General features: G+C 63.4%; 20 protein-coding genes. 13 read left to right on the top strand and 7 right to left on the bottom strand.

The features are described 5' to 3' along the window. The 6 genes from H5T65_06605 to H5T65_06630 all read left to right on the top strand — a co-directional run. Positions 1–331 (top strand): hypothetical protein (locus H5T65_06605; protein MBC7258900.1); only part of this gene is annotated, 331 nt, incomplete at its 5' end. A 9-nt stretch (positions 332–340) separates the two neighbouring features. Continuing rightward, positions 341–1582, top strand: a complete 1242-nt coding sequence (locus H5T65_06610) for a (Fe-S)-binding protein (protein MBC7258901.1) — start codon at positions 341–343, stop codon at positions 1580–1582. 55 nt (positions 1583–1637) lie between these two features. Further along, positions 1638–1955, top strand: coding sequence for a hypothetical protein (locus H5T65_06615; GenBank protein MBC7258902.1), 318 nt, complete (start codon positions 1638–1640; stop codon positions 1953–1955). A gap of 134 nt (positions 1956–2089) precedes the next feature. Then, positions 2090–2578 (top strand): GAF domain-containing protein, encoded by a 489-nt coding sequence (locus H5T65_06620; GenBank protein MBC7258903.1) that lies wholly within the window; start codon positions 2090–2092, stop codon positions 2576–2578. Next, a complete protein-coding gene (locus H5T65_06625; GenBank protein ID MBC7258904.1) occupies positions 2565–3194 on the top strand; it encodes a cyclase family protein in 630 nt (209 codons plus the stop codon). The genes H5T65_06620 and H5T65_06625 overlap by 14 nt, the downstream gene beginning before the upstream one ends. A gap of 25 nt (positions 3195–3219) precedes the next feature. After that, complete coding sequence (locus H5T65_06630; protein ID MBC7258905.1) at positions 3220–3780, top strand: sulfite oxidase-like oxidoreductase; 561 nt, start codon at positions 3220–3222, stop codon at positions 3778–3780. Positions 3781–4012: 232 nt separating this feature from the next. Here H5T65_06630 and H5T65_06635 read toward each other — a convergent pair whose 3' ends face one another. The 6 genes from H5T65_06635 to H5T65_06660 all read right to left on the bottom strand — a co-directional run bounded on the left by H5T65_06635 (position 4013) and on the right by H5T65_06660 (position 15125). Further along, positions 4013–5758, bottom strand: coding sequence for a PPC domain-containing protein (locus H5T65_06635; protein MBC7258906.1), 1746 nt, complete (start codon positions 5756–5758; stop codon positions 4013–4015). Between the two features lie 71 nt (positions 5759–5829). After that, positions 5830–10146, bottom strand: coding sequence for a DNRLRE domain-containing protein (locus H5T65_06640; GenBank protein ID MBC7258907.1), 4317 nt, complete (start codon positions 10144–10146; stop codon positions 5830–5832). 35 nt (positions 10147–10181) lie between these two features. Then, positions 10182–10586 (bottom strand): hypothetical protein, encoded by a 405-nt coding sequence (locus H5T65_06645; GenBank protein MBC7258908.1) that lies wholly within the window; start codon positions 10584–10586, stop codon positions 10182–10184. Positions 10587–10687: 101 nt separating this feature from the next. Continuing rightward, positions 10688–11002, bottom strand: coding sequence for an antibiotic biosynthesis monooxygenase (locus tag H5T65_06650; protein MBC7258909.1), 315 nt, complete (start codon positions 11000–11002; stop codon positions 10688–10690). Between the two features lie 63 nt (positions 11003–11065). Beyond that, positions 11066–11356, bottom strand: a complete 291-nt coding sequence (locus H5T65_06655) for a DUF3303 family protein (GenBank protein MBC7258910.1) — start codon at positions 11354–11356, stop codon at positions 11066–11068. Between the two features lie 424 nt (positions 11357–11780). Further along, positions 11781–15125, bottom strand: a complete 3345-nt coding sequence (locus H5T65_06660; protein ID MBC7258911.1) for an AAA family ATPase — start codon at positions 15123–15125, stop codon at positions 11781–11783. 496 nt (positions 15126–15621) lie between these two features. On the opposite strand from H5T65_06660, the gene H5T65_06665 reads away from it, so the two are divergent. From H5T65_06665 to H5T65_06695, 7 genes are read left to right on the top strand one after another with little or no spacing between them, the layout of a single operon-like run. Continuing rightward, positions 15622–16227, top strand: coding sequence for a molybdenum cofactor guanylyltransferase (locus tag H5T65_06665; GenBank protein ID MBC7258912.1), 606 nt, complete (start codon positions 15622–15624; stop codon positions 16225–16227). Positions 16228–16275: 48 nt separating this feature from the next. Next, complete coding sequence (locus H5T65_06670) at positions 16276–16659, top strand: OsmC family protein (GenBank protein MBC7258913.1); 384 nt, start codon at positions 16276–16278, stop codon at positions 16657–16659. A gap of 15 nt (positions 16660–16674) precedes the next feature. Then, complete coding sequence (locus H5T65_06675) at positions 16675–19449, top strand: molybdopterin-dependent oxidoreductase (protein MBC7258914.1); 2775 nt, start codon at positions 16675–16677, stop codon at positions 19447–19449. Between the two features lie 20 nt (positions 19450–19469). Further along, entirely contained in the window at positions 19470–20723 is a 1254-nt protein-coding gene (locus H5T65_06680) for a molybdopterin molybdotransferase MoeA (protein ID MBC7258915.1), read from the top strand. A gap of 2 nt (positions 20724–20725) precedes the next feature. Further along, on the top strand, positions 20726–21250 hold the full coding sequence (gene mobB, locus H5T65_06685; GenBank protein MBC7258916.1) for a molybdopterin-guanine dinucleotide biosynthesis protein B: 525 nt from the start codon (positions 20726–20728) through the stop codon (positions 21248–21250). Further along, complete coding sequence (locus tag H5T65_06690) at positions 21247–21468, top strand: hypothetical protein (protein ID MBC7258917.1); 222 nt, start codon at positions 21247–21249, stop codon at positions 21466–21468. The genes mobB and H5T65_06690 overlap by 4 nt, the downstream gene beginning before the upstream one ends. Before the next feature lie 50 nt (positions 21469–21518). Beyond that, entirely contained in the window at positions 21519–23480 is a 1962-nt protein-coding gene (locus H5T65_06695; GenBank protein ID MBC7258918.1) for an amidohydrolase family protein, read from the top strand. Positions 23481–23554: 74 nt separating this feature from the next. On the opposite strand, the gene mtnP is transcribed toward H5T65_06695, so the two are convergent. Further along, positions 23555–24418, bottom strand: a complete 864-nt coding sequence (mtnP, locus tag H5T65_06700) for an S-methyl-5'-thioadenosine phosphorylase (GenBank protein MBC7258919.1) — start codon at positions 24416–24418, stop codon at positions 23555–23557. Positions 24419–24441 lie beyond the last annotated feature (23 nt).

The raw sequence follows: 24441 nt of genomic DNA on the forward strand, positions 1-24441 counted from the left end.
TAGCGTGTTTCTGCTCTATGCTCTGGCTCATCGTTTGGAGGGCCGCCGCAAGCAACTCTCCATTCCGCAGGACTATCTGGCTCTTCTCCTGCTGATTGGGATCGCGGTAACCGGCCTCCATATCCATTTTCTCCACACGCTGGATCCGCAAGAGTTGCCGCGCTTCTTCCTGGGGTTGGCTACCTTCAACTGGCAGGCTGTCCCTCAAAGCGCAGGCCCGGCTTTCGTCTGGCATTTCGCTTTGGTTCAAATCCTGATGGTCTATTTCAACTTCAGTAAGTTTAGCCATATGGTCGGCTATGTGCTGGCCAAGATGGTGGCCTACAGTTAGGAGGGCGCCATGTTGGAAAAGTTCACAGAGGTGATGCGCCAGCGCGTCAATCGCCCGCTTCAATACTTTATGGACATCTGCATTCGCTGCGGGCTTTGTGCGGATGCTTGCCACTTCTACGCCTACTCTCGCGATGTGGCCCACATCCCCGCCTATCGGGCGCTGCTGGTCAAGAAACTGCTCCAATCCAAAGGCAATCCTCTCCTGGACTGGTATCGGGAAAACCAGCACCCAGACGAGCGGACGGTGGAGGAACTGCGGAAAGCGCTATGGGACTGCACCGGCTGCCGCCGCTGCACCTTGGTTTGCCCCTTCCACCTGGATACGGGTCTCCTGGTCAGCACGGCGCGTTATGCCCTGCTCCAGGAGGGGATGGGGATGGAGATGGTGGCCGAGATCGGCAACGCCGAGGTCAGCAAAGGGGAGATCATTGACGCCCTGAAGGAGTTCTACGTGGAGCAGATTCGGGAACTGGAGGGGCGGGTGCGACAGGACTGGGGTGTCCCCGACCTGCAGATTCCCGTGGACAAGGTCGGCGCGCGTGTCCTGTACGTGCCGGTGGTCGGCGAGCATGCCATCATCCCGATGGCAAAGATTTTCCACGCGGCGAAGGAAGATTGGACGCTGAGCCTGTTCACCGCCACCAACCACTCCTTCTTCGTTGGCGACACGGAGAAAGCGAAACAAGCCGCTCGCTGGATTGTGGAGGAGGCCCGCCGCCTGGGCGTGCAGACCATCGCCTTCGCCGAATGCGGCCATGCCACCCGAACGTTGTTCCAGTTCTGGGATCACTGGTTTGGGGATGAGGTCGCGGGGATCCAGCGCATGAGCGCGGTGCAACTGATCGCCTCGTACCTGCAGGAAGGGCGCATTCGCCTCCAATCTGGCATGTTTGATGTTCCCCTGACCTATCACGATCCCTGCAACCTGGGGCGCAACGTAGGCATCTTTGAGGAGCCGAGGATGCTCATCCGCGCCGTCGCCACCGACTTCCGCGAACTGACGCCGAATCGGGAACTGAACTGGTGCTGTGGCGGGGGCGGGGGGCTGATCGCCGAACCGGACATGAAAGAGACGCGTATGAAAGGCGGCCGCAAGAAAGTGGAGCAGATTCAGCGCACCGGAGCGAAATGGGTCGTTACCGGCTGCGAGAACTGCAAGACGCAACTGGCCGACCTGAACGAGCACTACAAACTGGGCGTGGAAGTCAAAGGAGTATGGGACCTGGTCGCCGAGGCGCTGGTGCTCTAGGCGGATAGCGCCAGGCAGTTCCAAACTGCCTGGTACCTGGGTCAGGAGGTGTAAAATGGACCCGCAAGAATCCTCGTCTGCGCAATGGTGGGAAGAACGGCTCGTCTCCGACTATCGGGAATACCGCTGGCGCCGGCTGATGGAGCCGATGTGTCAACGGATGGAGAAATGGAAAGCCGGGGAACTCACGGCGGCCGAAATGGATCAGGCGTTTGAGGAGTGTCACCAGCACATCTGCGAACTGCGTAACATCTTGAACCAGCGGAGTGACCGAGCAGCGCTGTTGATCCAGGTGCTGGACCGGGAGTGGTTTCAGGAGTGGATTCGGCAGCATACGCCGCCCCCTGGAGCACCAGTATTAGGCTCGCTGTAGATCGGCCAGCGCCTGACATTTGCGCGAAAACGTGCGACATACCCGCGTGTGCCGCACGTTTTTCTATCCGCACTCCTTGACACGGGAGACGCGACATGGTACAACATCTCAAGCCGAAGAAGAGAGGTTCTGCCATGAGTGAAGCCATCGCTGAAGAAGTGATCCATCGGGGAATCCGCGAAGGCTGGAGCCGCGATCGGATTCTGGATGAGGTCGTTGGGACGCTCCACAGCGCAAACCCGAAATACCATTGGGTTGGCGTGTACCTGCTGGTCGGAGACGTACTGGTACTCGGCCCGTATCGCGGGAAGCCGACGATTCATACGCGCATCCCCATCGGCGAGGGCATCTGCGGGCTGGCTGCGCGCACCCGGGAGACGGTGAATGTGCCCGATGTACGACAAGATCCGCGCTACATCGCGTGCAGCCTGGAGACCCGCTCGGAGATTGTCGTGCCGATTCTGGATGGGGACTGCGTGTACGGCGAGATTGACATAGACAGCGACGACGAGGCGGCTTTTGACGAGGCCGACCGCGAGAGCCTGGAACGGGTGGCGCGCCTCCTGGTGCCCGTGCTGGCGAAGCCCGGATGCGGCAAGGAGGGCGCCGATGCGAATCTATGACGTGTCCGTGCCCATCCATCCGGGGATGGTGGTATGGCCTGGGGACGCGAAGGTGGTGTTGGAGCGGGTGCGCAGCCAAGAGGAGGGAAGCCGCGCCACGGTGTCCAATATCCACATGGGCCTGCACACGGGGACGCATGTTGACGCGCCGTGCCATTTCATCCCGGGTGGGCGCGGCGTGGAGTCGCTGGCGCTGGACGCTCTGGTGGGGCCGGCGTGGGTGGCGGAACTTGATGCGGCGGGACCGATTGACGCGGGCGACTTGGCGCGCGCCGGTGTGCCCGCGGGTGCCCAGCGCCTTCTGCTGAAGACGCCGAACTCGGCGCTGTGGGCGCGGCCCGACTTCTCGCAGGATTTCGCCCACCTGACGCCGGATGCCGCCCGCTGGGTGGTGGAGCGGGGACTGCGCCTGGTGGGCGTGGACTATCTGTCCGTGGAGGCGTTCGGGGGCGACGGCTCCACGCATACGATTCTGCTGTCGGCGGGGGTCGTGATCCTGGAGGGGCTGGATCTCTCGGCAGTGAAAGGCGGCTGGTACACGTTGTACTGCCTGCCGCTCAAAGTCCTTGGGGGCGACGGCGCGCCCGCACGTGCTGTGCTTGTTACGGACGATTGACGATGTCCAATTGGAGGTGTTCACAATGGTGCAAAATCGCGTACCGCCGGGGCAAAGGCTGACAGACCGATTCCCCGTGCTGCATTATGGGCAGGTGCCGCGCTTTGACCCGGCCACGTGGACGTTGAGGGTGTTCGGCTTGGTGGAGCGGGAGCGGGTTTTCCGCTACGAGGAGTTCACGGCACTGCCCACCAAGCGCATTGTGGCCGACATCCACTGCGTAACGGGGTGGAGCAAACTGGACACCGTGTGGGAGGGCGTGTTGTTCCGCGACCTGGCGGCGCTGGTGGTGCCCAAGCCGGAGGCTCGCTACGTGATGTTCCACTGCGAGTACGGGTTCACGGCGAATCTGCCGCTGGAAGTGGTCATGGACGATGATGTGCTCCTGGCCTGGAAGTACGACGACAAGCCGCTGACCCCGGAGCACGGTTTCCCCCTGCGGGCGGTTGTGCCCAAGCGGTACTTCTGGAAGAGCGGTAAGTGGGTTCGCGGCGTGGAGTTCATGGCTCAAGACCGGCTGGGGTTCTGGGAGCAGTACGGCTACAACAACAGCGCCGACCCGTGGAAGGAAGAGCGGTACGCGTGAGGGCGCGCGGCGCCGAGGGCATTCGTCCGGCCACGGTGAGGGAACGCCACGGGTGCCTCATGGTATGCCTCCTACAGCAAGAAAGCCCTCTCTGGAGAGTCCAATCGCCCACCCCACGGCTGCGACCAGCGATGAGCATGCCTGTATATTATACCACAGAACCGGGGCGCGCACAGGGAGTTTTCAGGCAGGGACCGCCGGGCCGGGCGGTCGGAGGTGCGTCGCAGGTTTGCTACGGCAGCGCCCGCGCCTCCAGGTTGTCCCAAACGGCGTCGCCATTTCGGATGTATGCGCCGAACTTGCCGGTGGCGTACCTGGTGTCCTCCGCCGAGACGCGCTTCACGCCGTCCAGGTAGACATCCATTTTGGAGCCGTCGGCGACGACCTTGATGTGGTACGGACGGCCGTACTCCACGGTCATAGGGTAGTAGTTCAGATAGGCGCCGGACTGATTCACGCAGAGTCTCAGCGCATTGGCGCTGGCGTCCAGCACGGCGCAGTAGTTTGATGTGCCATCCGCCGAAGCGCGGAAAATGAGGCCCGCCGCGTTGCCGCTCAGCAGAATCACCGTGCCTTCATAGACGCTGTTGTCGCCGGTTTCGCTCCTCACATTGTAGCCAACCGTCGTGTGGGCCGCCTGCATGTACTCCCCGGGGTTGGACCACGCGCCGCCGTTGGGAGTCCAGCCAGCCAGGTCGCCATCGTTGAAGTCGTCCGAGAAGATGACGCGGGGCGTAGCAGTCCGCGTCGGCGTGCGAGTGGGCGTGCGGGTTGCAGTGCGCGTCGGCGTGTAGGTGGGGCCGGGGGCCACGCGCTGCTTCATGATGATGGGTAGGAAGGCGCGCCTCGGAGCCTGCCTCGTCGGCGTGCGGGTAGCGGTGCGCGTCGGCGTGCGGGTGGGGGTGCGGGTAGCGGTGCGCGTAGCGGTGCGCGTGGGCGTGCGGGTTGGGGTACGCGTTGCGGTGAACGTGGGCGTGGGGGTGCGCGTACTGGTGGGCGCCAGAGTCGGGAAGCTCGCCACCTGCACGCGCAGCCGCGCCGGCAAGTTGCTGGTGGCTCCCCCCTTGCCCACGACGCGCACGCGCCACTCGCCCGTGCTGTCGGCAAACACGTAGCAGTGCTCATCGAACGTGCCGCTGAGATTGTTGCACAACTGCCGGGATGGGCTGCTGTACAAGTTCATGTCGAAGTCTTCTGGAAGGTTGTACAGGTCGGCGGTGATCACCTGCCCCTGCACCACCGGGAATCTGAACCAGTCCTCGTCTCCAAGCGGGCAGATGCGCACGTCGTAGGTGGCGCCTGACACGAGGGGGTAGGCATTGTAGTAGTCGTTGTAAGGCTCGTAGGGATCTTCGGCGCAACAGAAGGTGAGAGACAGGGTGTCTACGTAGAATTCTGTCCGTCCGCTCTCGTCATTCCGTGCGTCCACGATCACCTGCCAGGTCTCGTCAGGCGGGAGTCCTCCCGCGGGAAAGTATTGAAAAGTTAGGGGTATCCAGTAAACAGTCCAAGGGATATAACTGTCGTTCCATACCCAGAATTCCCGAGAAAACCCGCTGTTGCTTTTGACGGTTATTGTCAGCGAGTCGTAGTGGCCAGGATCCTCGTCGCTCCAGACCGCAACCACGGCATGGAACCTGACGCCCACGGCTGCGAAGGGAACGTACACGTACTGAGACAACATGTCGCGCGGGTGTATTTCGTCCCGGTAGGGGTCGTAGCCCAGACAAGCGCTGTAGGTACCTGTGTGTATAGGCCAATCTTCGATGCGCGGCTGGCCGGACACGATCCAGCCCGCAAAGTTGCCCGTCTCGAAGCCGCCGTTGAGCAGCAGGTTCTCGCAGGGTTGCGCTGCGGCTGAGCAACTGTCCGAGGCTGCGACGGGCGGTCCTGCGGATTCCGGCGATGCCGACGCGGGCGGGATGGCAAACAGCCCGATGAGGAGTAAGACGATCAGCAAACCTCGTACGTGTTTCACGGCTGACCTCCCCTAATGCAACTGCCTCACATCTACGAACCGATGGACGGTGGGCATAGTCGTGGGCCAGATCAATCGCTCCGCTGGACTATGGGCAGGTACAGCCGGTGTCGGAAGACAAGGATTTCCACGGAGGCCGTGCCCACCTGCCCGTCGCTGTCGGTGGTCGTCAGGGTGATGACATGATGGCCGGGAGATAGCGTATCTACGAATAGGCTGGCCCCCACCCCCAGGGGTCCATCCAGGCTAGAGTCCCAGGCAAGCGCTTCATCAGGGAGCATCCCGTCCTCCGCGTCGCTGGCAAACCCCTGCAACGGGACCGGCTCGTCGGGGGCATAGACCGCCGCCATTCGCGGATGCGTGATCAACGCGAGAGGCGCTTTGCGCGCGACCTGGAACAACTCGCTGTCTACCTCGGTGGTGTGCACGCCATCGCTCACGCGCAAGCGTAGCCGGGCCTGTTGGCTGCCGCCGAGCGAGCGGCCATCCAGCAGCGCCTCGCCTGCCCGCAGGTTTACGGCTACAGGCATCCATGTTTCCCCACCGTCGCGCGAGTACAGTATCTGCGCGGTGAGCAGATCGCCATCCACGTCGGTCATCTCCCATGCGGCCCGGAATGGCCCTGCGCCCTCCCAAGACTCGCCGCCGTATGGGCTGAGCCAGTGCGCCTGCGGTGCGTGCGCGCTGACCGGCACCTCCCGCAGAGTCCGGTCGCCATGGCGGAACACGATGTACCGCACGCCGGCAGGATAGGGCAGAATCTCATGGAAATGGCCGATCTCATGATCACCGCCCTGTGGACCGCTGAACGGGTCAAATCGGCGTGTGAAGAGGACCTGCGCCCCGTCATCGCGCAGTTCTATGGCGTAGGGCCCCTCGCCTTCGTCGTCGTACTGCCCGGGCGCGAATGCGTCTTGCCAGAAGGGGCGCAAGGTCAATGAGCCATCATCGGCCAGGCGACCGCTGATGATCACATACGGCTCATCGCCGGCGATGTGCGCCAGGTTGGAAGCCTCATTTGCCGCAGCGCTGTTGGGTGCGGAGGGGGCGGTAATCTTGAGTAGTTTCTTGTAGTTGTAGGGTGAAAACCAAGCGGGCCCGCAGTAAGACATCAGATCGTGAGCATTGTTTGGGTTGAAAAGATTCCCCGTCGCGGGACGCACACCAACCTCGCCAATGACGGCATTCGGGTTTGTCGTGGTGGGCCAGGAGGGGTCCGTGTTTGCCGCGCCGCCGCAGGGCGCGTGCGGCAGATTGTAGGCATGGCCGACCTCGTGCGCCATGGTTGTGTTGCCGTTGGAACCCAGTATACCCGCGGCTACGCCGGTGCGCCCGCACCCGGCGACAAACGGCGAATTAACCGACTGATGCATGTACCCATAGATGGTCGCATTCGCCGGCCGGTTCTTCCACCCGTCGTAGAGATCCTGCAGATCATCTAGCAAGTCGGTCCACCCATTCTCACACACTACCCCATTCGTAACGTAGTTGTAGTTTGCCACCCACTGCCAGTTGGGGACGCCCCAGATTTGTACCCTGGGGATGGGAAAGATGTCACCGAGGAAGGCGACGGATGCCGCCAGATTCGCGTCATTGGTGGCAGGCGACAGGTTGTTCGCCTGCACGTTCACCAGCCAGACGTGCGCGGGCGAGGCGGTGTAGAAAACGGCCTGTTTGTTGCCGGTGTTATTGGCGTAGTTGGTCTCCGGTATAGCGTTGTCGGGATTGATTTGGGCAGAAAGGTTGAGGGTCCCCGCGCTCAGCCAGGAGGTCGGCAGGACAAAATTGACGCTGCGCCACAGGTCAAGGCGCGCATTCGCCAGCGACAGGTTGCCGATTGTGCTTGTGCGTGTGAGCGTGCCCAGGATGGAGGAGCCTTTCCACGCGGTCAGTCGCACTGTCACATTGGGGATAACGGTGCTCTGCCCCCACCCGCTGTTCACATAGACGCGGACCATGGTAGCCTTGTTTGCCACCAGCGGGATGGTGCCCGCGGTGTTCTGCGTTACTTGCACGACTTCCATCCCCATGAAGGTCAGATCGGGCAGTGGCGGCACGGTTACGCGCAGATGATAGGGGTTCGTGGCATCCCAGTCCGGATTGCCCAGAGGCAAGCCGCGCACGGCCAATTTCCAAATTCCCGGCCGATTCATGGCGACGTAGGAGATCGTTTCCTGCGGCGGGCCATTTTGCTCCGATGAGTCGCGCGGCATGTTATCTGGGTCATAGAGTTCTATGTAATAGTTCTTTGGCAGGTTGCTCAACGTGGCGTTGATTGTCACCTGCCCGGGCGGCACAGGGAATTCGTACCAGTCCACATCCCCTGCCGGGCAAAGTCGCCCAATCACAGTCGTCCCCGGCGAGATGGTGGCCGCCGTGTCGGGCGTGTCGCCGGCCTCGTCCGGATAGCAGACCCGCGCCAGGAGTTTGTACGGGTGCTTCCAACTCCAGTCGGCAACGCCTTTGCCGCGTACCAGCACCCGGTACTCGCCGCTCTGCTGCGCGATGTAGGAGATATACTCATCCTTGTCCGCGCCCCATCGCTCTGAACTGGCGACGCTGCCGTACGTCGGGCTGACGAGGAACAGGTCATAGTCGGCATCCGGAGCCCGCGGCATGTCGTATAGGTGCACGGTGATCTCCTGCCCGGTGACGACCGAGAATTTCCACCAGTCCACGTCGCCGCTTGGGCAGATGTACTCTTGCACCTCGCTGTGGAGGGTCAGCGGAGTCGCCGCCGCGAAGAAATTGCCGGCATCCCCGGCGGGACACGGCGACGTCGCCGTGGGCGTGGGTGTGGGCGTCGGCAGGGGCGTGGGCGTTTGCACCGGGTGGTGGGCCGTGAAGTTGAGCACCAGGCGCGGGCAAAATGGCGTGAAATAGGGCGAGTAGTGGCGGCTGTCAAAGCCCCTCAGCCAGTCCGGGAGAGATTCGTGCCCTCGCAGTTCCAGGCCCAGGTTATGGCGCGCGCCGCTCACCCACTCGCGCACCAGGTCGGTAACGTCCCAAGCGTACACGGTGGGCGTGGACAGGTCCACCGGCGTGGTGGCGACGGGTGCGTCCACCGTCGGCTGGTTGTTCCACGTTACGGACATCTCTTGCCAGTCGTCGGCAATAGGGTAAACGCGGATGTCTACCGTGCTTGCGCCGCTGGCCGACGACGCCTGCAACTCCAGGGACGCGCTGTGGATGTCGGTGTCGGCGGGCAGCCAACCGAGGTTAAACCGCACCAGCGATCGGCTAATGCCGTTCTCATGCTGTCCCCAGTAGGTGCCGACGTAGAGCCAGGCCGAATCGCCGTAGTTCGCGCCCGGCGCCATCTGATTGACATAGGCGTCTTCCACAGCGCAGAGGTTGACGATTTGCGCGCCGCTCGGGGTGGCCGTAGGCGTTGGGGTAGGGGTCCCCGCCGCCGAGGCAACCACAAAGCCGTTGCCCCCGTATTGCCCCGTAGGTGGCTCATGCCAGACAAGGCGCATCCCCGCAACCACCTCGCCGCCACTTTCGGACCAGGCATTCACCACACTGTAGCGAGCGTCGGTAACTGCGAGGATGAGATATGGGTACATTTGCAGAGCGGCTGACCCCGGGCCCGGGACGTAGTGGAGCACAAATGAGCCGTCTTCGCTCGTTAGGGTCGCGTCCACGCGCTGCTCCAGTTCCAAAGGATGGTGCGAACCGTATAGACTCACCTCTACCTGTGGAGCCGGCAGTTGAATGGGTGTAACCCAAACGACGCCACTGAACTCCCACACGTAGGACCAAGCCGTAGCCGTGGGCGTGGCGCTGGGCGTGCGTGTTCGCGTGGCAGTGGGCGTCGGGGTGGCTGTGGCGCTGGGCGTGTGAGTTGGCCTGACGACAGTGGCCGTCGGCGTGGCTGTGGGGGCCGGTTCGTCCCAGAAGAAGTTCTCCGCATACCCGCCCGGAGACGGGTTGTGGAAGCGAATCCAGTTTGCGCTGACCACTTCGCCGCCGGAGCCGCTGAGGGCTCCGGTAGATACGTAGCCCGAAGGGTCGGTCTCCACGATGTTGTAGTATGCGTAGTCGCCATCGTAGCCCGACACAGAAAGGCTGAATGCGCCGGAGCGGTTCGTGGTCGTCTCCCGAATCCACGTGCCCCAGCCGCCGGTGCGATTGGCCCCGTAGATGGCAACTGTTACGCCCGCCAGCGGCGTGCTGTAGTCGCCGGGCTCGCCTTGGTAAACATTGCCGCTGAAAGTCCAGGTTGGGGTTATGGCGGGCGGTTGCAAGTCGGGCTGGAGTGTGCCTGCCATCGCACCCGGCGCTGCGCCTGCACTGCCCAGGACGACTGTCAGTGCAAGTCCGAGCAGGAGCAGGGTCTTCACGGCAGCGCCCGCATGCCGATAGGGGCGCGTGCTCTTGTCCATAAGTATTGCCTCCTGACCAACGGATAGCCGTTGGTTCACTCGTCAGGCACCATCCCGTTCTTCGGCATCAGCACGAGGAAGGCCAGGAAGAACAGGGCAGTTGCGGCGCCCGAAGCCCAGATGAACGCGCTAGACACCCTTCCCGCAAGCCCCAAGATCGCGATGACCAACGTGGGAAGGGCGTTGTCCACCAGCCCTGCTCGGATGATCGCCACGTTGCGGAGAGGTTCTCGGTAGGCGAACCAGTAGGCAACCCCCCAGGCCGTGGCAGCGCCCCCGAAGAGCCTGAGGTAGATGGGGTATTCAGGGATCGGTACGCCCAGCATGGAGAGGAGGGAAAGCGGGCCGAGAAGGGCAGGGAGACCCCAGACAACGATCGTGATCAGCGTCTTGACAAAGAGGACACGGCGCAGCCAAAGCAGTTTGAGGCCAGTGGCCATCGTATCTCCTTACTTGTCTACTTTCTGAGATAGAGATGGGGCCTGGCGCGGGGGCAGAATCGGCGAAGAGCGCCGGGCCCCGTCCTGGTTGGGAACGTGGCCTACCCACCGGGCCGGATGGGCTTGGGCATGACCGGTGACGGCCCCCAGAGTTCCGCAGTCACGTTGAGGCCGAGGGTGTGCAGTTCAGACCACACCTTCTGCATCTCCTCGTTCGTGTGCCAGGTTGCCCAGGCGGCCATATCGGCGAACTCGTAGGTCGCCACGACCTGGGGAGCGCCGGCGGCTCCACGGTATGCCCGAAATGTCACCACTCCCGGCCCGCCCACGGTGCGCGGCACTGCGCTCTTGAGCCACTCCAGGTAGGCATCCACTTTGTCCGGATGGATATCCCACTTCACCACAAAGAGCACCATCGCAGAACACCTCCTTTCTGCTCGGTTGCCATCAGGGAGCGGTGCCTGGCGCGCGTCGCCCCGCTACGCGCCGCTCAGATAGCGGGTCAGTCCCTGCAGCCCCTCCTCCCACGTGGCGACGGGGAAGATGTCCGCCTCCATCGCGTCAATCCAGGCCACCGAGTTGATCGTCAACGCCGCCGCATCGTCGGCCTCAAAGATGGACACTACCGCCGGTTTGCTCTTGGGCGACCAGTACTCGGCGATCAGTTTGATCCCCTCAGGGAACTTCCACTCGGCTCGGCGTCCCATCATCTCCGCCAACTTGGCCTGGTCTACGGATTCTTTCAGACTCCACAACGCGACGAACTTCATGGTAGAACCTCCTTTTCGTACTTTACAACTTTCACTCAACATCACGTGGTTATTGTTTGGTCATAGTCCCCTCCTTCCGCTGGGGGCCATAGAATCTGCGGGTTCTCACCCAGTCGGCGCAGAAAATCCAACAGGTCATCCAGCGTGCTGAAAGTCCAACACCGGCCTGTTTGGACGTGTTCAACCTCACAGTGCCAACTTTGAGATATGGCGCATGGCTCGTTGCTCCCGTAAACCGACGCGCGCGAGAGGCGAACTAGGAACGACATGTACTCGCTGGATGTAGGCATGTGTTCTCCATCGTATCGTTGCTCTTGCGGATGGATAACGCGGCTGCGATCGGTCTTTTCAACAGGTTAGCATGAGGATGGCTACAAAGTGGCTACAAAACAGGGGAAACGCATGAGGGTTTCTTGCGGAGGCCCTACGCCTCACGGTTCACAAAGCGGAGGTAGGCCTGGCGCCGCTGGGGATTCGGGATGCGATGGGCTTTGTCTCGGATGACGGCGTCGGCCTTTTGGATATAGGCATGGGCTTCCGCGCCCCGGCCCAGGGTGTGCAGAACCCGGGCATGGGCGCGATAGACCTCTTCGCTCCCGATCCAGGCCTCGTGGGCGAGGTGGGCCAGGGCCACGGCTTGCTCGGTGTGCTCCAGGGCGGCCGCCGCTTCGCCCTGGGCCAGCAGGGCCAGGCCGGCCTCGGTCTCGCCCCACATCCTGCCGACGGGCAGCGACCCTTCGCCAGCCAGGCGGATGGCCTCGCGCGCGCACGCCAGAGCGCCAACCAGATTGTCCGCATGGCGCTCGGCACGGGCCTGGGCAGCGAACCCTGCCGCCAGGTGCTCGCGGCACTCGCTTTCCCTCGCGATGTCTATGGCCTCGGCCAAAAGGCCCTGGGCCGTGTGCTTCTCCTCGCCTTCCATTTCTACAAGCCCGAGGGCGATCAGCGCCTCGGCCAACCTGCGCCGATGCGAAACGGCGCGGGCCCGCTGCACCGCGCTTTGGAGTACGCGGCGCGCTTCGGCATTACTGCCCAGGTGGTGCAGCGCGAGCCCCAGGCCGATCTCCGCGGCGGCCGCGCCGTGCGCCTGGTGCATTTCCAGGTGCAGGGGTACGCACTCGCGGAGGTGCTCGGCAGCAATGGCATAGAACCCCTGGTGCAGTTCCCAGTATGCGGTGTATGTGCGGGCATAGGCCTCCGCAGGGCGCGCCCCAATGCGCCGGGCCAGGGCAAGACTTTCGCTCAGCCAGCGCTGCGCCTCCAAGGAATGCCCCAGTTTCAAGTGCAGCAGGCCCATGTCCAGCAACGCCCATGCCACACCGTTGTAGTCCCCTGCTGCCCTGTGGCAGGCTTCTGCCTCTTGTTGGTAGGCCAGCGCCTGGGCGTAGTCTCCTGTATGGAGGTAGATGTAGCCGAGGTTGTGGGCAATGGGCCCGCGGATTTCGGGGCCGGCCTTCTCGCCCGCGATGGCGAGTGCGGACTCCAGGGCGGCAAGCCCTTGCCTGGGCTGGCCCAGAAGGTAGTGGGCGAATCCGATCTCAACGAGAATCTGGCACAGCATGGACCTTGCGGGCTCGGGAGCCGGGACGGGCACGGGGGCGATGTGCTGCAGGGTTGCTTGCGCCTGGCCGATCGCTTCCACATACTGTCCGGCCAGATTCAGGTAGCGTGTGCGGTGGAGTGTGGCGAGTAGGCAGAGATCGCTGTCGCCGCTGGCTTCCGCGAGGCCGGCCAACGCCTGTACGTCGGCGTCGCGCTCGTCCAGCCGACCGCTCACGTACCGCAGGTGAGCGCGGTCTGCTAGCACCCGCCCGCGCTGGGCCAAGGATTCGGGCCGGGTGCGGTCCGGGTCAAGATAGTCCAGCAGCGCCAACATTCGGGTCTGGTGCTCCTCGGTCTCGTTCCAGGCGAACATGTCCGCGGCCTGCCGGGCTGCAAGGCCATGGTACTGCAGCGCCTTCGTGAACTCGCCGCCGGCCTCAAAGTGGTGCGCCAGCGCAGCCGCGGCAGTGGGCTCCAGTTGCTCCAGGGCGCGGCCTGCGCGACGGTGCAGGAGTTGGCGCCGGGTCGGGGCGAGACCGGCGTACACGACCCGCCGCACCAATTCGTGGTGGAAGCGATAGGGACGCGCTTGTGGCGCGCCGCGACTTTCCACCAGGAGTTGCTGCGCTACCAATTCATCCAGGCCGTCCATAGTCTCAAGTTCGGGGCGGCCTGCCGTCAGGCGCACCAGGTCCAGGCTAAGCGTGTCGCCGGCAATCGCCGCGGCCTGTAGCACCTGCCTCGCCACTGGGCTCAATCGCCGAAGCCGGTCGTCCACCGCCTGCACAACGGTCTCGGGCAATGGAAGGTTGTCTGCATCGGCCAGGGCTTCGCGCATTCGCCCGGTCTGCATCAGGGATCGGATCGTTTCCAAGACGAAGAACGGGTTGCCTCCCGTAATCTTCCACAGGCGACGGGCAAACACCTCGTCGCCGGGAATTGTCCCGGCCAGATGCCGAAAGAGTTTGAGCACCACTTCCTCGTCCAGGCCCTCTAGTTGCAGTTCCTGTAGCGCGCCTGTGAGCGCCAGGCTGTGGCGCAGCCCGCTCACAACATCGGCCTCCTCGCTTCGGTAGACGCCGACGACCAGTAGGTAACTGCTGCCGAGTTGCCGGCCTAAGTGTGCCAGCCAGTCCAGGGTCGTGCTGTCGGCATGGTGCAGGTCGTCCAGGCATAGGGCAAGGGGGGCCAGGTCCCGCATGACCTTGCAGAGGGCGTCAAAGAGGCGGCTGCGCGCCTCTTCCGGTTGCGCGGGCAGCGGCGACGGCAGGTCGGGGTAGAGGCCGCGCAGTTCCGGCAGAAGGCGCGAGATTTCAGTGAGCCAGACGGGGCTTACGCCGTGCGGACGCCCACGGGTGGGCGAGTCCGGCTCGGCCTCGGCGTCCGACGCTTCCGGCTCCGGGGCGAACAGCGCGCGCAGGGCTTGGATGATGGGGTGATAGGGCATGGTGCGCGTCTCGGGGTGTCCGAAACCGATGAGCACGCGCGCCCGTTTGGACAGGCGGGAGGCGAACTCGTGCAGCAGGCGCGATTTTCCCACGCCCGCCTCGCCGGAGATGAGGATCACCTGACCGGGGCCCAGGGAAGCGCGACGGTGTGCTTCCTCCAGGCGGCGCATCGCGTCTTGCCGCCCGAGCATCGGCGTGTCCATCCTGGGCAGCGCCATCATCCTGCGCTTGGGCGCGTGGCGCGGCGGCTGTCCGGCTAGGATAGCCTGGTAGACCTCGCGCGTCTCCGGCAGCGGCGCAACGTTCAGTTCGCGCTCCAGGACGGCGATGCAGCGTTCAAACTGGCGCAGGGCGGCGTGTCGGTCGCCGGTGGCCGCGTAGAGTTCCATCAGGCGACGGTGGATGTCCTCGGCGAGGTCGTCGGTCTCCAGGTATCGTTTCGCGTACAGGATGGCGGCGTTCAGGTCTCCGCCAGATGTTCTCTCGTCAACCAGGGTCGCCAGCGTCCGCAGGTACAGGCCCTCGCACGCCCGCTGCTCCTGGGCTGCCCACGCTTCGTATTCGGGGCTACCCGGCAGGGAGAAACCCGCCAGGAAGGCCCCGCGGTAGAGGTCAACCGCATAGCGGAGTCCCTCAGCGGTCCCACTCTCTGCGCTTTGGCGAAAGGCTACTATGTCGCACCAGACCCGCCCTGCGTCCAACGCCACGCGGTCATTGGCGATGAGCAGCAGATTGGGATCGGGCAGGGCGCGGCGGAGGTGAGTGAGGAGATGGGTCAACTTTCGGCGCGCATCGCATTCGGGCGTGTCGGGCCAGAAGAGGAAGCAGAGGTGTTCGCGGGGTACGGGCTCCAGTCGCGCTGCGAGGCGGTAGAGGAGGGCGCGGGCCTGGCGGCGTGACAGGGCCAGGGTGCCACCGGCCCGGTCCGCTTGCGGGGGCCCTAACAGATAGACTCGCAAAACCGCGTTTGCAGGGACGAGTTCGCCCTGTGTTTGATTCCGCATCGCGTAACTCTCACGGCGCTGTTCGGCACGGCGGCCACGCTCGGGCCTGTCGCTCGCACGGTGCGCGTGGACGCGCAGGATAAGTATAGCGTGTCCGCACCCAGTCGCGCAAATGGCGCATGCGTGGATTCGGCTTCAGCCTGTTGGTGGGACCATCGGGCGGATACCTCAAACTATGGAACCGAATCGCCAAAGGCTGCAGGTTGCGCGTTGTGCGCACGTCAAGTATACTGCCTGTGTTTGTTGATGTCGTCAAGTCTGCGAGGAAATTATGCCAGATGTGTCGTGCGCTGTCCTTGCTGGCGGCGCAAGTTCCCGCTTCGGCAGGGACAAGGCGCTGGTACAACTGGGCGGTCAGACCCTGATTCAGCGTGTTGTTGAGCGGCTGGGCAGGGTGTCGGATGACGTGCTGATTGTGGGCAACCGCCTGGAGCGGTTTGCTGACATGGATGTGCGCTTGGTTGAAGACCTGGTGAAGGGGGCCGGAGCGCTGGGCGGGGTTTACACGGCCGTGCAGGCTTGCCGTCATCCGCGCGTTTTATGCGTGGCGTGCGATATGCCGTTCCTGGATTTGAATCTCATTCGCTATATGTTCCTCATCTCCGCTGGGTACGATGTCGTCATGCCGTATGTGCGTGGGGAGGCAGAGCCGCTACACGCCATTTACAGCAAGACGTGCGTGGCTGCCATCAAGGCCGCTCTGGACGCGGGCGAGCGGCGGATTATCTCCTTCTTGGGGCAGGTGCGCGTCCGCGATGTTCGCGAGGATGAAATCCGGATACTGGATCCCGATTTGCGTTCGTTCTTCAACCTGAACGTTCCTGCGGATTTGACTCGCATGGAAGCCATCCTTGAGGAGCAGAAAACCGAAGCATAAAGGGAGGTCATCGTGGCAAAAGAGGCAAGAGTGCGGTGGGTGAACGGGATGCAATTCGTGGGCGAGACCGGTTCGGGCCACGCCATCGTTCTGGATGCGCCGCCGCCCGGGGGCAGAAACACGGGTGCCAGTCCCATGGAACTCCTCCTCGTGGGGTTGGCAGGGTGCACGGCTATGGACGTGGTGAACATCCTCGGCAAGAAGCGCCAGCCGTTCCGCGGCGTGGAGGTGAGCGTGCAGGGCATGCAGCGCGAAGAGCCGCCCAATTACTACACCGATATCCATGTGGAATACGTCGTTTACGGCAAGGGCGTGTCCGAGAAGGCTGTGGAGCAGGCCATCGCGCTCTCCGAGGAGAAGTACTGCTCGGCGGCGGCGATGATGAACAAAGTGGCGAACATCACGACATCCTTCCGCATCGTGGAGGAGTGATAGGAGCGTGCATTCATGCCGACCGTGAATCTGCGAGTCAATGGCGACTGGCATGTGCTGGAGGTGGGCGACAAGGAGTCGCTGCTGGACGTGCTCCGCGAGCGCCTGCATTTGACCGGCACGAAGAATGGGTGCGGCGAAGGCCACTGCGGGGCCTGTACGGTGATCGTGGACGGCAAGGCGCGGCGAGCCTGCATCACGCGCGCCGCGCGGCTGGACGGGAGCACCGTGTGGACGGTTGAGGCGCTCGCGCAAGAGGGACACCTGCATCCGGTTCAGCAGGCGTTCGTGGCGACGGGCGCCATTCAGTGCGGGTTCTGCACGCCCGGGATGATCATGGCTGTTAAGGCTTTGTTGGATGAGAACCCCCGCCCGACGCGCGCAGAGATCAAGGAGGTCCTGAAGGGGAACCTGTGTCGCTGCACGGGATACGTGAAAATCATTGAGGCCGTGGAACTGGCGGCGGATCTGCTGGCAGGGCGCGCTGCTGTGGAGTCGGTCAGCGGCGCGGGCGTGGGCAAATCGGTGGCGCGGCCCGACGCCGTGGCGAAGGCCACCGGCACGGCGCAATACGCCGCCGACCTGTTCTTTGACGGGATGCTGTACGGGGCAGTCCTGCGGAGCGAATACCCTCATGCGCGCATTCTCGGCATTGACGTGAGCCAGGCGCGCACTCTGCCGGGCGTCCATGCGGTGTTGACGGCGGCCGACGTTCCCGGGCGCAAGACGCACGGCCTTGTGGTGGACGATTGGCCGGTGTTCGCCTGGGACAAGGTGCGCTACGTGGGCGATGCGATTGCCGCTGTGGCCGCCGAGACGCCCGAGATTGCCCGAGCGGCGCTGGAGCGGATCCGCGTTGACTACGAGCCGCTGCCTGTCGTTACCGATCCGGTGGCCGCCCTGGAGGAAGGCGCGCCGCGCGTGCACGAGAAGGGCAATTTGGTCTCGGAGGCGAAGGTGCTGCGGGGAGACGCGGAAGAGGCCTTCCGTAACGCCGCCGTGGTGGTGGAGCAGGTGTATGAGACACCGTTCAATGAGCACGCTTTTCTGGAGCCAGAGACCTCGGTGGCAGTTCTGCAGGAGGATGGCGGGATCACCGTGTACGTAGGCTCACAGATTCCGTTCTCGGATCGGGCGCAGGTGGCCGCGTCGCTGGCGCTTCCGCAGGAGAAGGTTCGCATCGTCCAGACGGCGGTCGGCGGGGCGTTTGGCGGCAAGGAGGACATCAGCACGCAGATTCACGCCGCGTTGCTGGCCCAGGCAACCGGGCGGCCGGTCAAGTTGACCCTGTCGCGGCGCGAATCCATTCGGGTACATCCGAAGCGCCACGCGACGCGCATCTGGATGAAGACGGCTGCGGCGGCGGATGGTCGGCTGCTGGCGATGAAGGCGCGCATCTGGGGCGACACGGGGGCCTATGCGTCCTTGGGCCCGCACGTCATAAAGCGGGCCGCTACCCATGCGTCTGGCCCCTACGAAATCCCCAATGTGGACATCATCTCCTACACCGTGTACACGAACAACCCACCCGCGGGCGCGTTCCGAGGGTTCGGCGCGACACAGGCCCATTTCGCCGCAGAGTGCCAGATGGATACTCTGGCAGAACGACTTGGGATTTCGCCGCTGGAACTGCGCAGGCGGAACGCGCTTCACGTGGGCGCGACAACGGCTGCCGGCCAGGTTCTGCGCGACAGCGTTGGCCTGCCCGATACGATAGAGCGCGCGGTGGCCGCCATTCCCGAAGCGCGCGTCCTGGGCGATTCGCGGCGGACGTGGCAGCGAGGCGGCCAGCATGGGCGCAAGGTGCGCGGTTGGGGCATGGCGTGCGCCTTCAAGAACGTTGGGTTGGGCGGCGGCGTGGCGGATTCAGCCGGGGCCGAGGTGGAGTTGTGCGAAGACGGCGCTTTGGAGGTGCGCATCGGCGCGGCGGAAGTGGGCCAGGGGCTGGTGAGCGTGGCCAGCCAAATCGTGGGCGAGGTCATGGGAGTGAAGCCCGAGGATATCCGGTTGGTCGTTGGTGATACGGCTTTGACGCCGGACGGAGGGGCCACGACTGCTTCGCGACAGACGTTCATCACTGGCAATGCCGTGCGGCTTGCGGCTCTGGACTTGAAAGCGCTCCTTGCGCAAACGGCAGCCGAGATGCTGGACTCGTCGCCAGATGCGGTGGAGTTCGTGGATGGCCAGGTCGTGAGCGGCGGGGTTCGCGTGAGCCTGCGTGCCCTTGCGGAAGCGGCGCGCAAGGAAGGCCGCCGCCCTGTGGTGCGCCGCGTCTATACGCCGCCACGCACTGTGCCCTTGGGGCAGGAAGGCGATGTGCATTTCGCCTACGGGTATGCGACGCAGGTGGCCGAGGTGGAGGTGGATTTGGACACGGGGGATGTCCGCGTGCTTCGCGTGGCCGCGGCTCATGATGTGGGCAAGGCCATCAACCCCAAGGCGGTGCGGGGGCAAATAGAGGGCGGCGTGGTGATGGGCATTGGCCTGGCGCTGAAAGAGGAATTGGTCCTCAACGAGGGCAGGATTGTGTCGGACACGCTGGCGAAATACAAGATTCCCACGGTTGACGATGTGCCCGAGATCATCCCGATTCTGGTGGAGGCGCCTGCGACAGAAGGCCCGTTCGGTGCCAAAGGCGTGGGCGAGATTCCTTCCATCGCCACCGTGCCGGCCATTGCGAATGCCATCTACGATGCGACCGGCGTGCGACTCACCCGCGTCCCGATTCGCAAGGAGCACCTGCGCGAGGCGATTCGTGCGAAGTTGGGTGGCGAGTCTCGGATAATATAATGTTCTTGGGGGTACAGTGCATGATTGCAGTTGAAGAAGCCTACGAAAGGATTATGCAGGCCTTCCATCCTTTGGAAGCGGAAAAAGTGTCGCTGTGGGATGGGCTGGGCCGGGTGCTTGCCGAGGATGTGTATGCGGATGTCAACATCCCGCCGTTCGCGAACTCGGCCATGGATGGTTACGCCGTGCGTGCCGCGGATACGGCGGGCGCAACGCGAGAGAGCCCCGTGTGCCTCAAGGTGAAGGGCACCCTGGCCGCAGGACAGTCTCCGGATCAGGCGGTGGAGCCGGGGACTGCGATCCGAATCATGACGGGCGCGCCGATGCCGCCGGGGGCCGATGCCGTCGTACGGTTTGAGAACACGTCGGAGGGCAAGGGGAACGCGCGGATGACCGGAACAGTGCATGAGGACGAGGTAGCGATTTACGAGCCGGTCGCCGTGAATGAGAACGTGCGCCCCGCGGGCGAAGACATCCGCGCCGGCGAGAGGGTGCTGGCCAGTGGCACCGAGTTGCGCCCTGCCGAGTTGGGGGTGCTGGCCTCGGTGGGACGGGTGGAGTTTCTGGCCTACCGTCGGCCGCGGGTGGCGGTGCTGGCGACCGGCGATGAGTTAGTGGAGCCAAACGAGCCGCTGACGCCTGGCAAGATTCGCAACTCCAACCTGTACACGAACGCGGCGCTGGTGCAGAAGTATGGCGGAATCCCAATACCCCTGGGCATCGCCCGCGATACGGTGGAAGATCTGACGGCGAAACTCCGGCGGGCGATAGACCTGAAGGTTGACCTCATTCTGACGTCGGCCGGGGTGTCCGTGGGGGAGTACGATGTGGTGAAGGACGTGCTGAACTCGCTGGGGCAGATTGACTTCTGGCAGGTGCGCATGAAGCCCGGCAAGCCGCTGGCTTTCGGCTATATCCAGGGCATCCCGCTCATCGGCTTTCCGGGGAATCCGGTTTCGTCCATGGTCTCGTTTGAGCGATTTGCCCGGCCAGCCATCCTCAAGATGCAGGGGAAGCGCAAACTGCGCAAGCCGGTCATCCGCGCAATCCTGCGCGAGGACGTGAAAGGGGGCGACCGCCGCGAGTTCAAGCGGGCCATTGTGGAAAGGGTTGGCGATGCCTACTACGCGCGCTTGACGGGTGATCAAGGTTCTGGAATCCTTACGTCCATGGTAAAGGCCAACGGCTTGGCGATCATTCCCGAGGGTACGAAGGTGGTCCGCGCGGGCGAGGAAGTCACCGTGGAAATGCTGGATTGGCCCGAGGAGGAATAGCCGTGGGCAAGCCGCCAGTGGTCTCCATTGTGGGCATTTCCAACGTGGGGAAGACAACCCTGATGGTGAAACTGATCCGCGAACTGAAGCGGCGGGGCTACCGCGTGGCGACGATCAAGCACGACGTGCATGGGTTCCAGATGGACACGCCGGGCAAAGACTCGTGGAAGCACGCGGAGGCCGGCAGCGATTGTGTCGTAGTGGCGTCGCCGAAGGGGCTGGCCATGATCCGCCGCCTGGAGCACGAGTTGTCTCTGGATGAGATTGTGGAAACATTGCCGGATGTGGACATTGTGTTGACCGAGGGCTACAAGCGGGGCAACAAGCCGAAGATAGAAGTCTCGCGCGCAGCAAGAGGGACGAACCTGCTCTGCACGGAGGGGGAACTGATCGCCTTGGCGACGGATCAGAAACACGATATACGTGTGCCACAGTTTGACTTGGATGATGCGACGGGCCTTGTGGACCTTCTTGAGCGGCTTTACCTCCAAGATAAGAGGCAGACTGCTGGGGGAGGTGGAAGATGACACGAGTGCGTTGCTTGAACAGGCGGTGCACGCTCAACGAACGGGGCACTTGTAGCGCGTCGGAGATTGATTTGGACCACGACGGGCAGTGCGAGACCGCCGAAGAGATTCCAGAGGACGAAGAGGATTTGGTCTCTCCCCTGGATGAGGAGGACCTGGACGACTGGGACGAAGAGGAAGAAGAGGACGAAGAAGACTGGGACGATGAGCCGTTCTAGCATGCCGCCCTGGTTTTGACGGCGTGCATTCTGCCGAAGGAGACGACCTAATGGATGCGGATATCCTGTTTGCCGGCGGCGTTGTCGTTACAATGGACGCCGGGCGCCGAGTCATACGGGATGGGGCTGTGGCGGTGCGCGATGGTCGGATTGTCGCCGTGGGGAAGTTGGAGGATGTCCGCACCCACTGGGCTGCAAGGGAGACCCGAGACTGCGGCGGTTGCGTCGTCATGCCTGGGCTGGTGAATACCCATACGCACCTGCCCATGAGCCTGTTGCGCGGCCTAGTGGATGACCTGCGCCTGGACGTGTGGCTCTACGGCTACATGCTGCCCGTGGAGCGCGAGTTCACGGACGAGCGTTTCTGCCGCGTGGGCACGTTGCTGTCGTGCGCGGAACTGATCCGTTCGGGCGTTACGTGCCTGGCCGACATGTACTACTACGAGGACACCGTCGCGGAGACGGTGGCCGAGGCGGGGTTGCGGGGAGTCTGCGCTGAGACCATCATGAAGATTCCCACGCCGGATGCCGAGAGTTACGACGAAAGCCTGGACTATGCTCGGCGCTTTGTGGAAAAGTGGCATGGCCACCCGCTTATCACTCCCGCGTTTGGGCCTCATTCCATCTATCTGTGCACGCCAGAGATTCTGCATGCTACGTCCATGCTGGGCTTGAAGTACGATGTCCCGCAGTTGATTCACATCGCGGAGACTGACCTGGAGGTGCGCGAACTCGTTGAGAAATTGGGCGAGTCGCCGGTCATCTGGATGCAGAAGCAGGGACTGCTCGTCGGCAAGATGTTGGTGGCGCATGGCGTCCATCTAACCGACGGCGAGATGCGGCTTCTGGCCGAGCGGCGTATCGGCGTGGCACACAATCCGACGAGCAATCTGAAGTTGGCCAGCGGCATCGCCCGCGTGATGGCCATGCGTCAGAGCGGGGTCAGCGTGGGGCTTGGCACCGACGGGTGCGCTAGCAACAACGACCTGGACATGTTTGAGGAGATGCGGCTTGCGGCGCTGCTGCCCAAGGGCGTGTCGGGCGACCCTACGGCGTTGCCCGCGCGGGTTGCCGTGGAGATGGCGACGCTGGAGGGCGCACGCACTCTCTATCTGGATGCGGAAATCGGCTCGCTGGAGCCAGGCAAGTGGGCCGACATCGTCGTGGTGAACCTGGACACGGTGCATGAAACCCCGAAGTTCGCAATTTCGGACAACAACGTGTACTCGCAGTTGGTGTACGCGGCGAAGAGCGCGGACGTGCGCGATGTGGCTGTCGCTGGGCGCTTCCTGATGCGAGACCGAGAACTGCTCACGATAGACGTGGCCGCTGTCCGCTCGGACGCCGAGGCCATGGCGGCCCGAATTGACCGTTTTCTGGCAGCCCGCGAGGAGGATTTGGTGGACAAGATCGTGGGCATCGGTGGCGTGGAGCAGCAGGAGACTTTTGAGGTGCAGGTGAAGGTGCGGCTGCCCGATGAGAGCGCCCTGCGGCACTTGCTAGGGCACAGGGATGTCAGCGTGATTCGCGAAAGCGTGCGCCGCCAGTACGATACCTACTTCCTGTTTGAAGATGCGGACAAGGGCCACGTTCGGTATCGCGAGGACAACGTCATCCAGCCCGATGGTTCGCTGGCGCCCCGCTACGGCCTGACGCTGCGGGGGCCAACTCTGGAGCGGGTGTATGAGAATTCCGTCATTCTGTCGCGCTCGCGATTCAGCGCCGTTGCCGACCGCTCGCTACGTTTCTACAGGGAGTACTTCCAGCCTGACCGCATTAAGGAGGTGAACAAGGAGCGGCGCCGCTGGCGTATTCAGTACAAGGGCGTGGATTTTGAAGTCAACGCCGACCGGCTCTTCAAGCCCGCGTATGAAGACCTGTTTCTTGAGGTGAAGAGCCGCACCTGGTCGGCGAAGGACGCTCTGGCAAAGGCACAACTCATCGGCGAGATGTTGGAGATCATGAGCGTTTCGCCGGAGCAGATTGTGCGAAAGGAATATGTGGACTTCTAGCGGCGGCGTCGCGGTGGGACGCACAAAGGCCCTTCCCAGTCGGAAGGGCCTTTTCTATGCGCGGGTGGGTCAGGCTACTTCAGGTACTTGTCCAGCAGAAGGCTGAGTTTCTGGCGGGTGGCCGGCGGGATTTTGGCCGGGTTGGTGATGATGGCATTCTCCAGGGCGTGGGGACACGGGCAGGTGGTCGGGCTGCCCAACGTAGGGACGGCCAAGCGGATGATTCTCTTGGCCATTTCCACGTTCTTCTGGAGGTTCTGCACGATCATCTCTACGGTAACGGCCTCTTCGGATTCGTGCCAGACGTCGTAGTCGGTAACGAGGGCCAGGGTGGCGTAGCAGATTTCCGCCTCGCGCGCGAGTTTGGCTTCGGGAAGCGCCGTCATGCCGATGACATCCACGCCCCACGACCGGTAGATGCGCGATTCTGCCTTCGTGGAGAATTGCGGCCCCTCCATGACGACCATCGTCCCGTCCTTGTGGACGGTGGCCCCTGCTTTCTGCGCGGCGACGTAGAGTTTCTCGCGCATGTCGGGGCAGAACGGCTCGGCGAAACTGATGTGGACCACGACCCCGTCGCCGAAGAACGTGCTCGGGCGTGCCTTGGTGCGGTCAAAGATCTGGTCGGGGATGACGATGTGAAGCGGGGCGATCTCCTGCTTCATGCTACCGCAGGCGCTGATGGCGATGATGCGCTGCACTCCCAGGCTCTTCAGGGCGTAGATGTTTGCGCGGGCGGGCAACTCCGATGGGGAGATGTAGTGCCCTCGCCCATGACGGGGCAGGAATGCGACCCTCACGCCCTCCAGGGTGCCGACGATGATCGCGTCGCTGGGATCGCCAAAGGGGGTTTTGAGGCGAATCTCCTCAATCTGGGTCAGGTTCTCCATTTCGTAGACACCGCTTCCGCCGATGACGCCAACGAGTACGGGTTCCATACGCTTGCCTCCTGAGGTGATCA

The sequence above is a fragment of the Chloroflexota bacterium genome, from assembly GCA_014360805.1.
In the GTDB taxonomy this organism is placed as follows: Bacteria; Chloroflexota; Anaerolineae; order DTLA01; family DTLA01; genus DTLA01.

What these genes read in the sequence shown, in the direction of transcription:
- H5T65_06625 (MBC7258904.1), top strand. Translation starts at nt 2,565, where the DNA reads ATGCGAATCTATGACGTGTCCGTGCCCATCCATCCGGGGATGGTGGTA.
- H5T65_06630 (MBC7258905.1), top strand. Translation starts at nt 3,220, where the DNA reads ATGGTGCAAAATCGCGTACCGCCGGGGCAAAGGCTGACAGACCGATTC.
- H5T65_06610 (MBC7258901.1), top strand. Translation starts at nt 341, where the DNA reads ATGTTGGAAAAGTTCACAGAGGTGATGCGCCAGCGCGTCAATCGCCCG.
- mtnP (MBC7258919.1), bottom strand. Translation starts at nt 24,418, where the DNA reads ATGGAACCCGTACTCGTTGGCGTCATCGGCGGAAGCGGTGTCTACGAA.
- H5T65_06670 (MBC7258913.1), top strand. Translation starts at nt 16,276, where the DNA reads ATGCAATTCGTGGGCGAGACCGGTTCGGGCCACGCCATCGTTCTGGAT.
- H5T65_06650 (MBC7258909.1), bottom strand. Translation starts at nt 11,002, where the DNA reads ATGGTGCTCTTTGTGGTGAAGTGGGATATCCATCCGGACAAAGTGGAT.
- H5T65_06680 (MBC7258915.1), top strand. Translation starts at nt 19,470, where the DNA reads ATGATTGCAGTTGAAGAAGCCTACGAAAGGATTATGCAGGCCTTCCAT.
- H5T65_06615 (MBC7258902.1), top strand. Translation starts at nt 1,638, where the DNA reads ATGGACCCGCAAGAATCCTCGTCTGCGCAATGGTGGGAAGAACGGCTC.
- H5T65_06665 (MBC7258912.1), top strand. Translation starts at nt 15,622, where the DNA reads ATGCCAGATGTGTCGTGCGCTGTCCTTGCTGGCGGCGCAAGTTCCCGC.
- H5T65_06675 (MBC7258914.1), top strand. Translation starts at nt 16,675, where the DNA reads ATGCCGACCGTGAATCTGCGAGTCAATGGCGACTGGCATGTGCTGGAG.
- H5T65_06695 (MBC7258918.1), top strand. Translation starts at nt 21,519, where the DNA reads ATGGATGCGGATATCCTGTTTGCCGGCGGCGTTGTCGTTACAATGGAC.
- H5T65_06620 (MBC7258903.1), top strand. Translation starts at nt 2,090, where the DNA reads ATGAGTGAAGCCATCGCTGAAGAAGTGATCCATCGGGGAATCCGCGAA.
- H5T65_06655 (MBC7258910.1), bottom strand. Translation starts at nt 11,356, where the DNA reads ATGAAGTTCGTCGCGTTGTGGAGTCTGAAAGAATCCGTAGACCAGGCC.
- H5T65_06645 (MBC7258908.1), bottom strand. Translation starts at nt 10,586, where the DNA reads ATGGCCACTGGCCTCAAACTGCTTTGGCTGCGCCGTGTCCTCTTTGTC.
- H5T65_06690 (MBC7258917.1), top strand. Translation starts at nt 21,247, where the DNA reads ATGACACGAGTGCGTTGCTTGAACAGGCGGTGCACGCTCAACGAACGG.
- H5T65_06640 (MBC7258907.1), bottom strand. Translation starts at nt 10,146, where the DNA reads ATGGACAAGAGCACGCGCCCCTATCGGCATGCGGGCGCTGCCGTGAAG.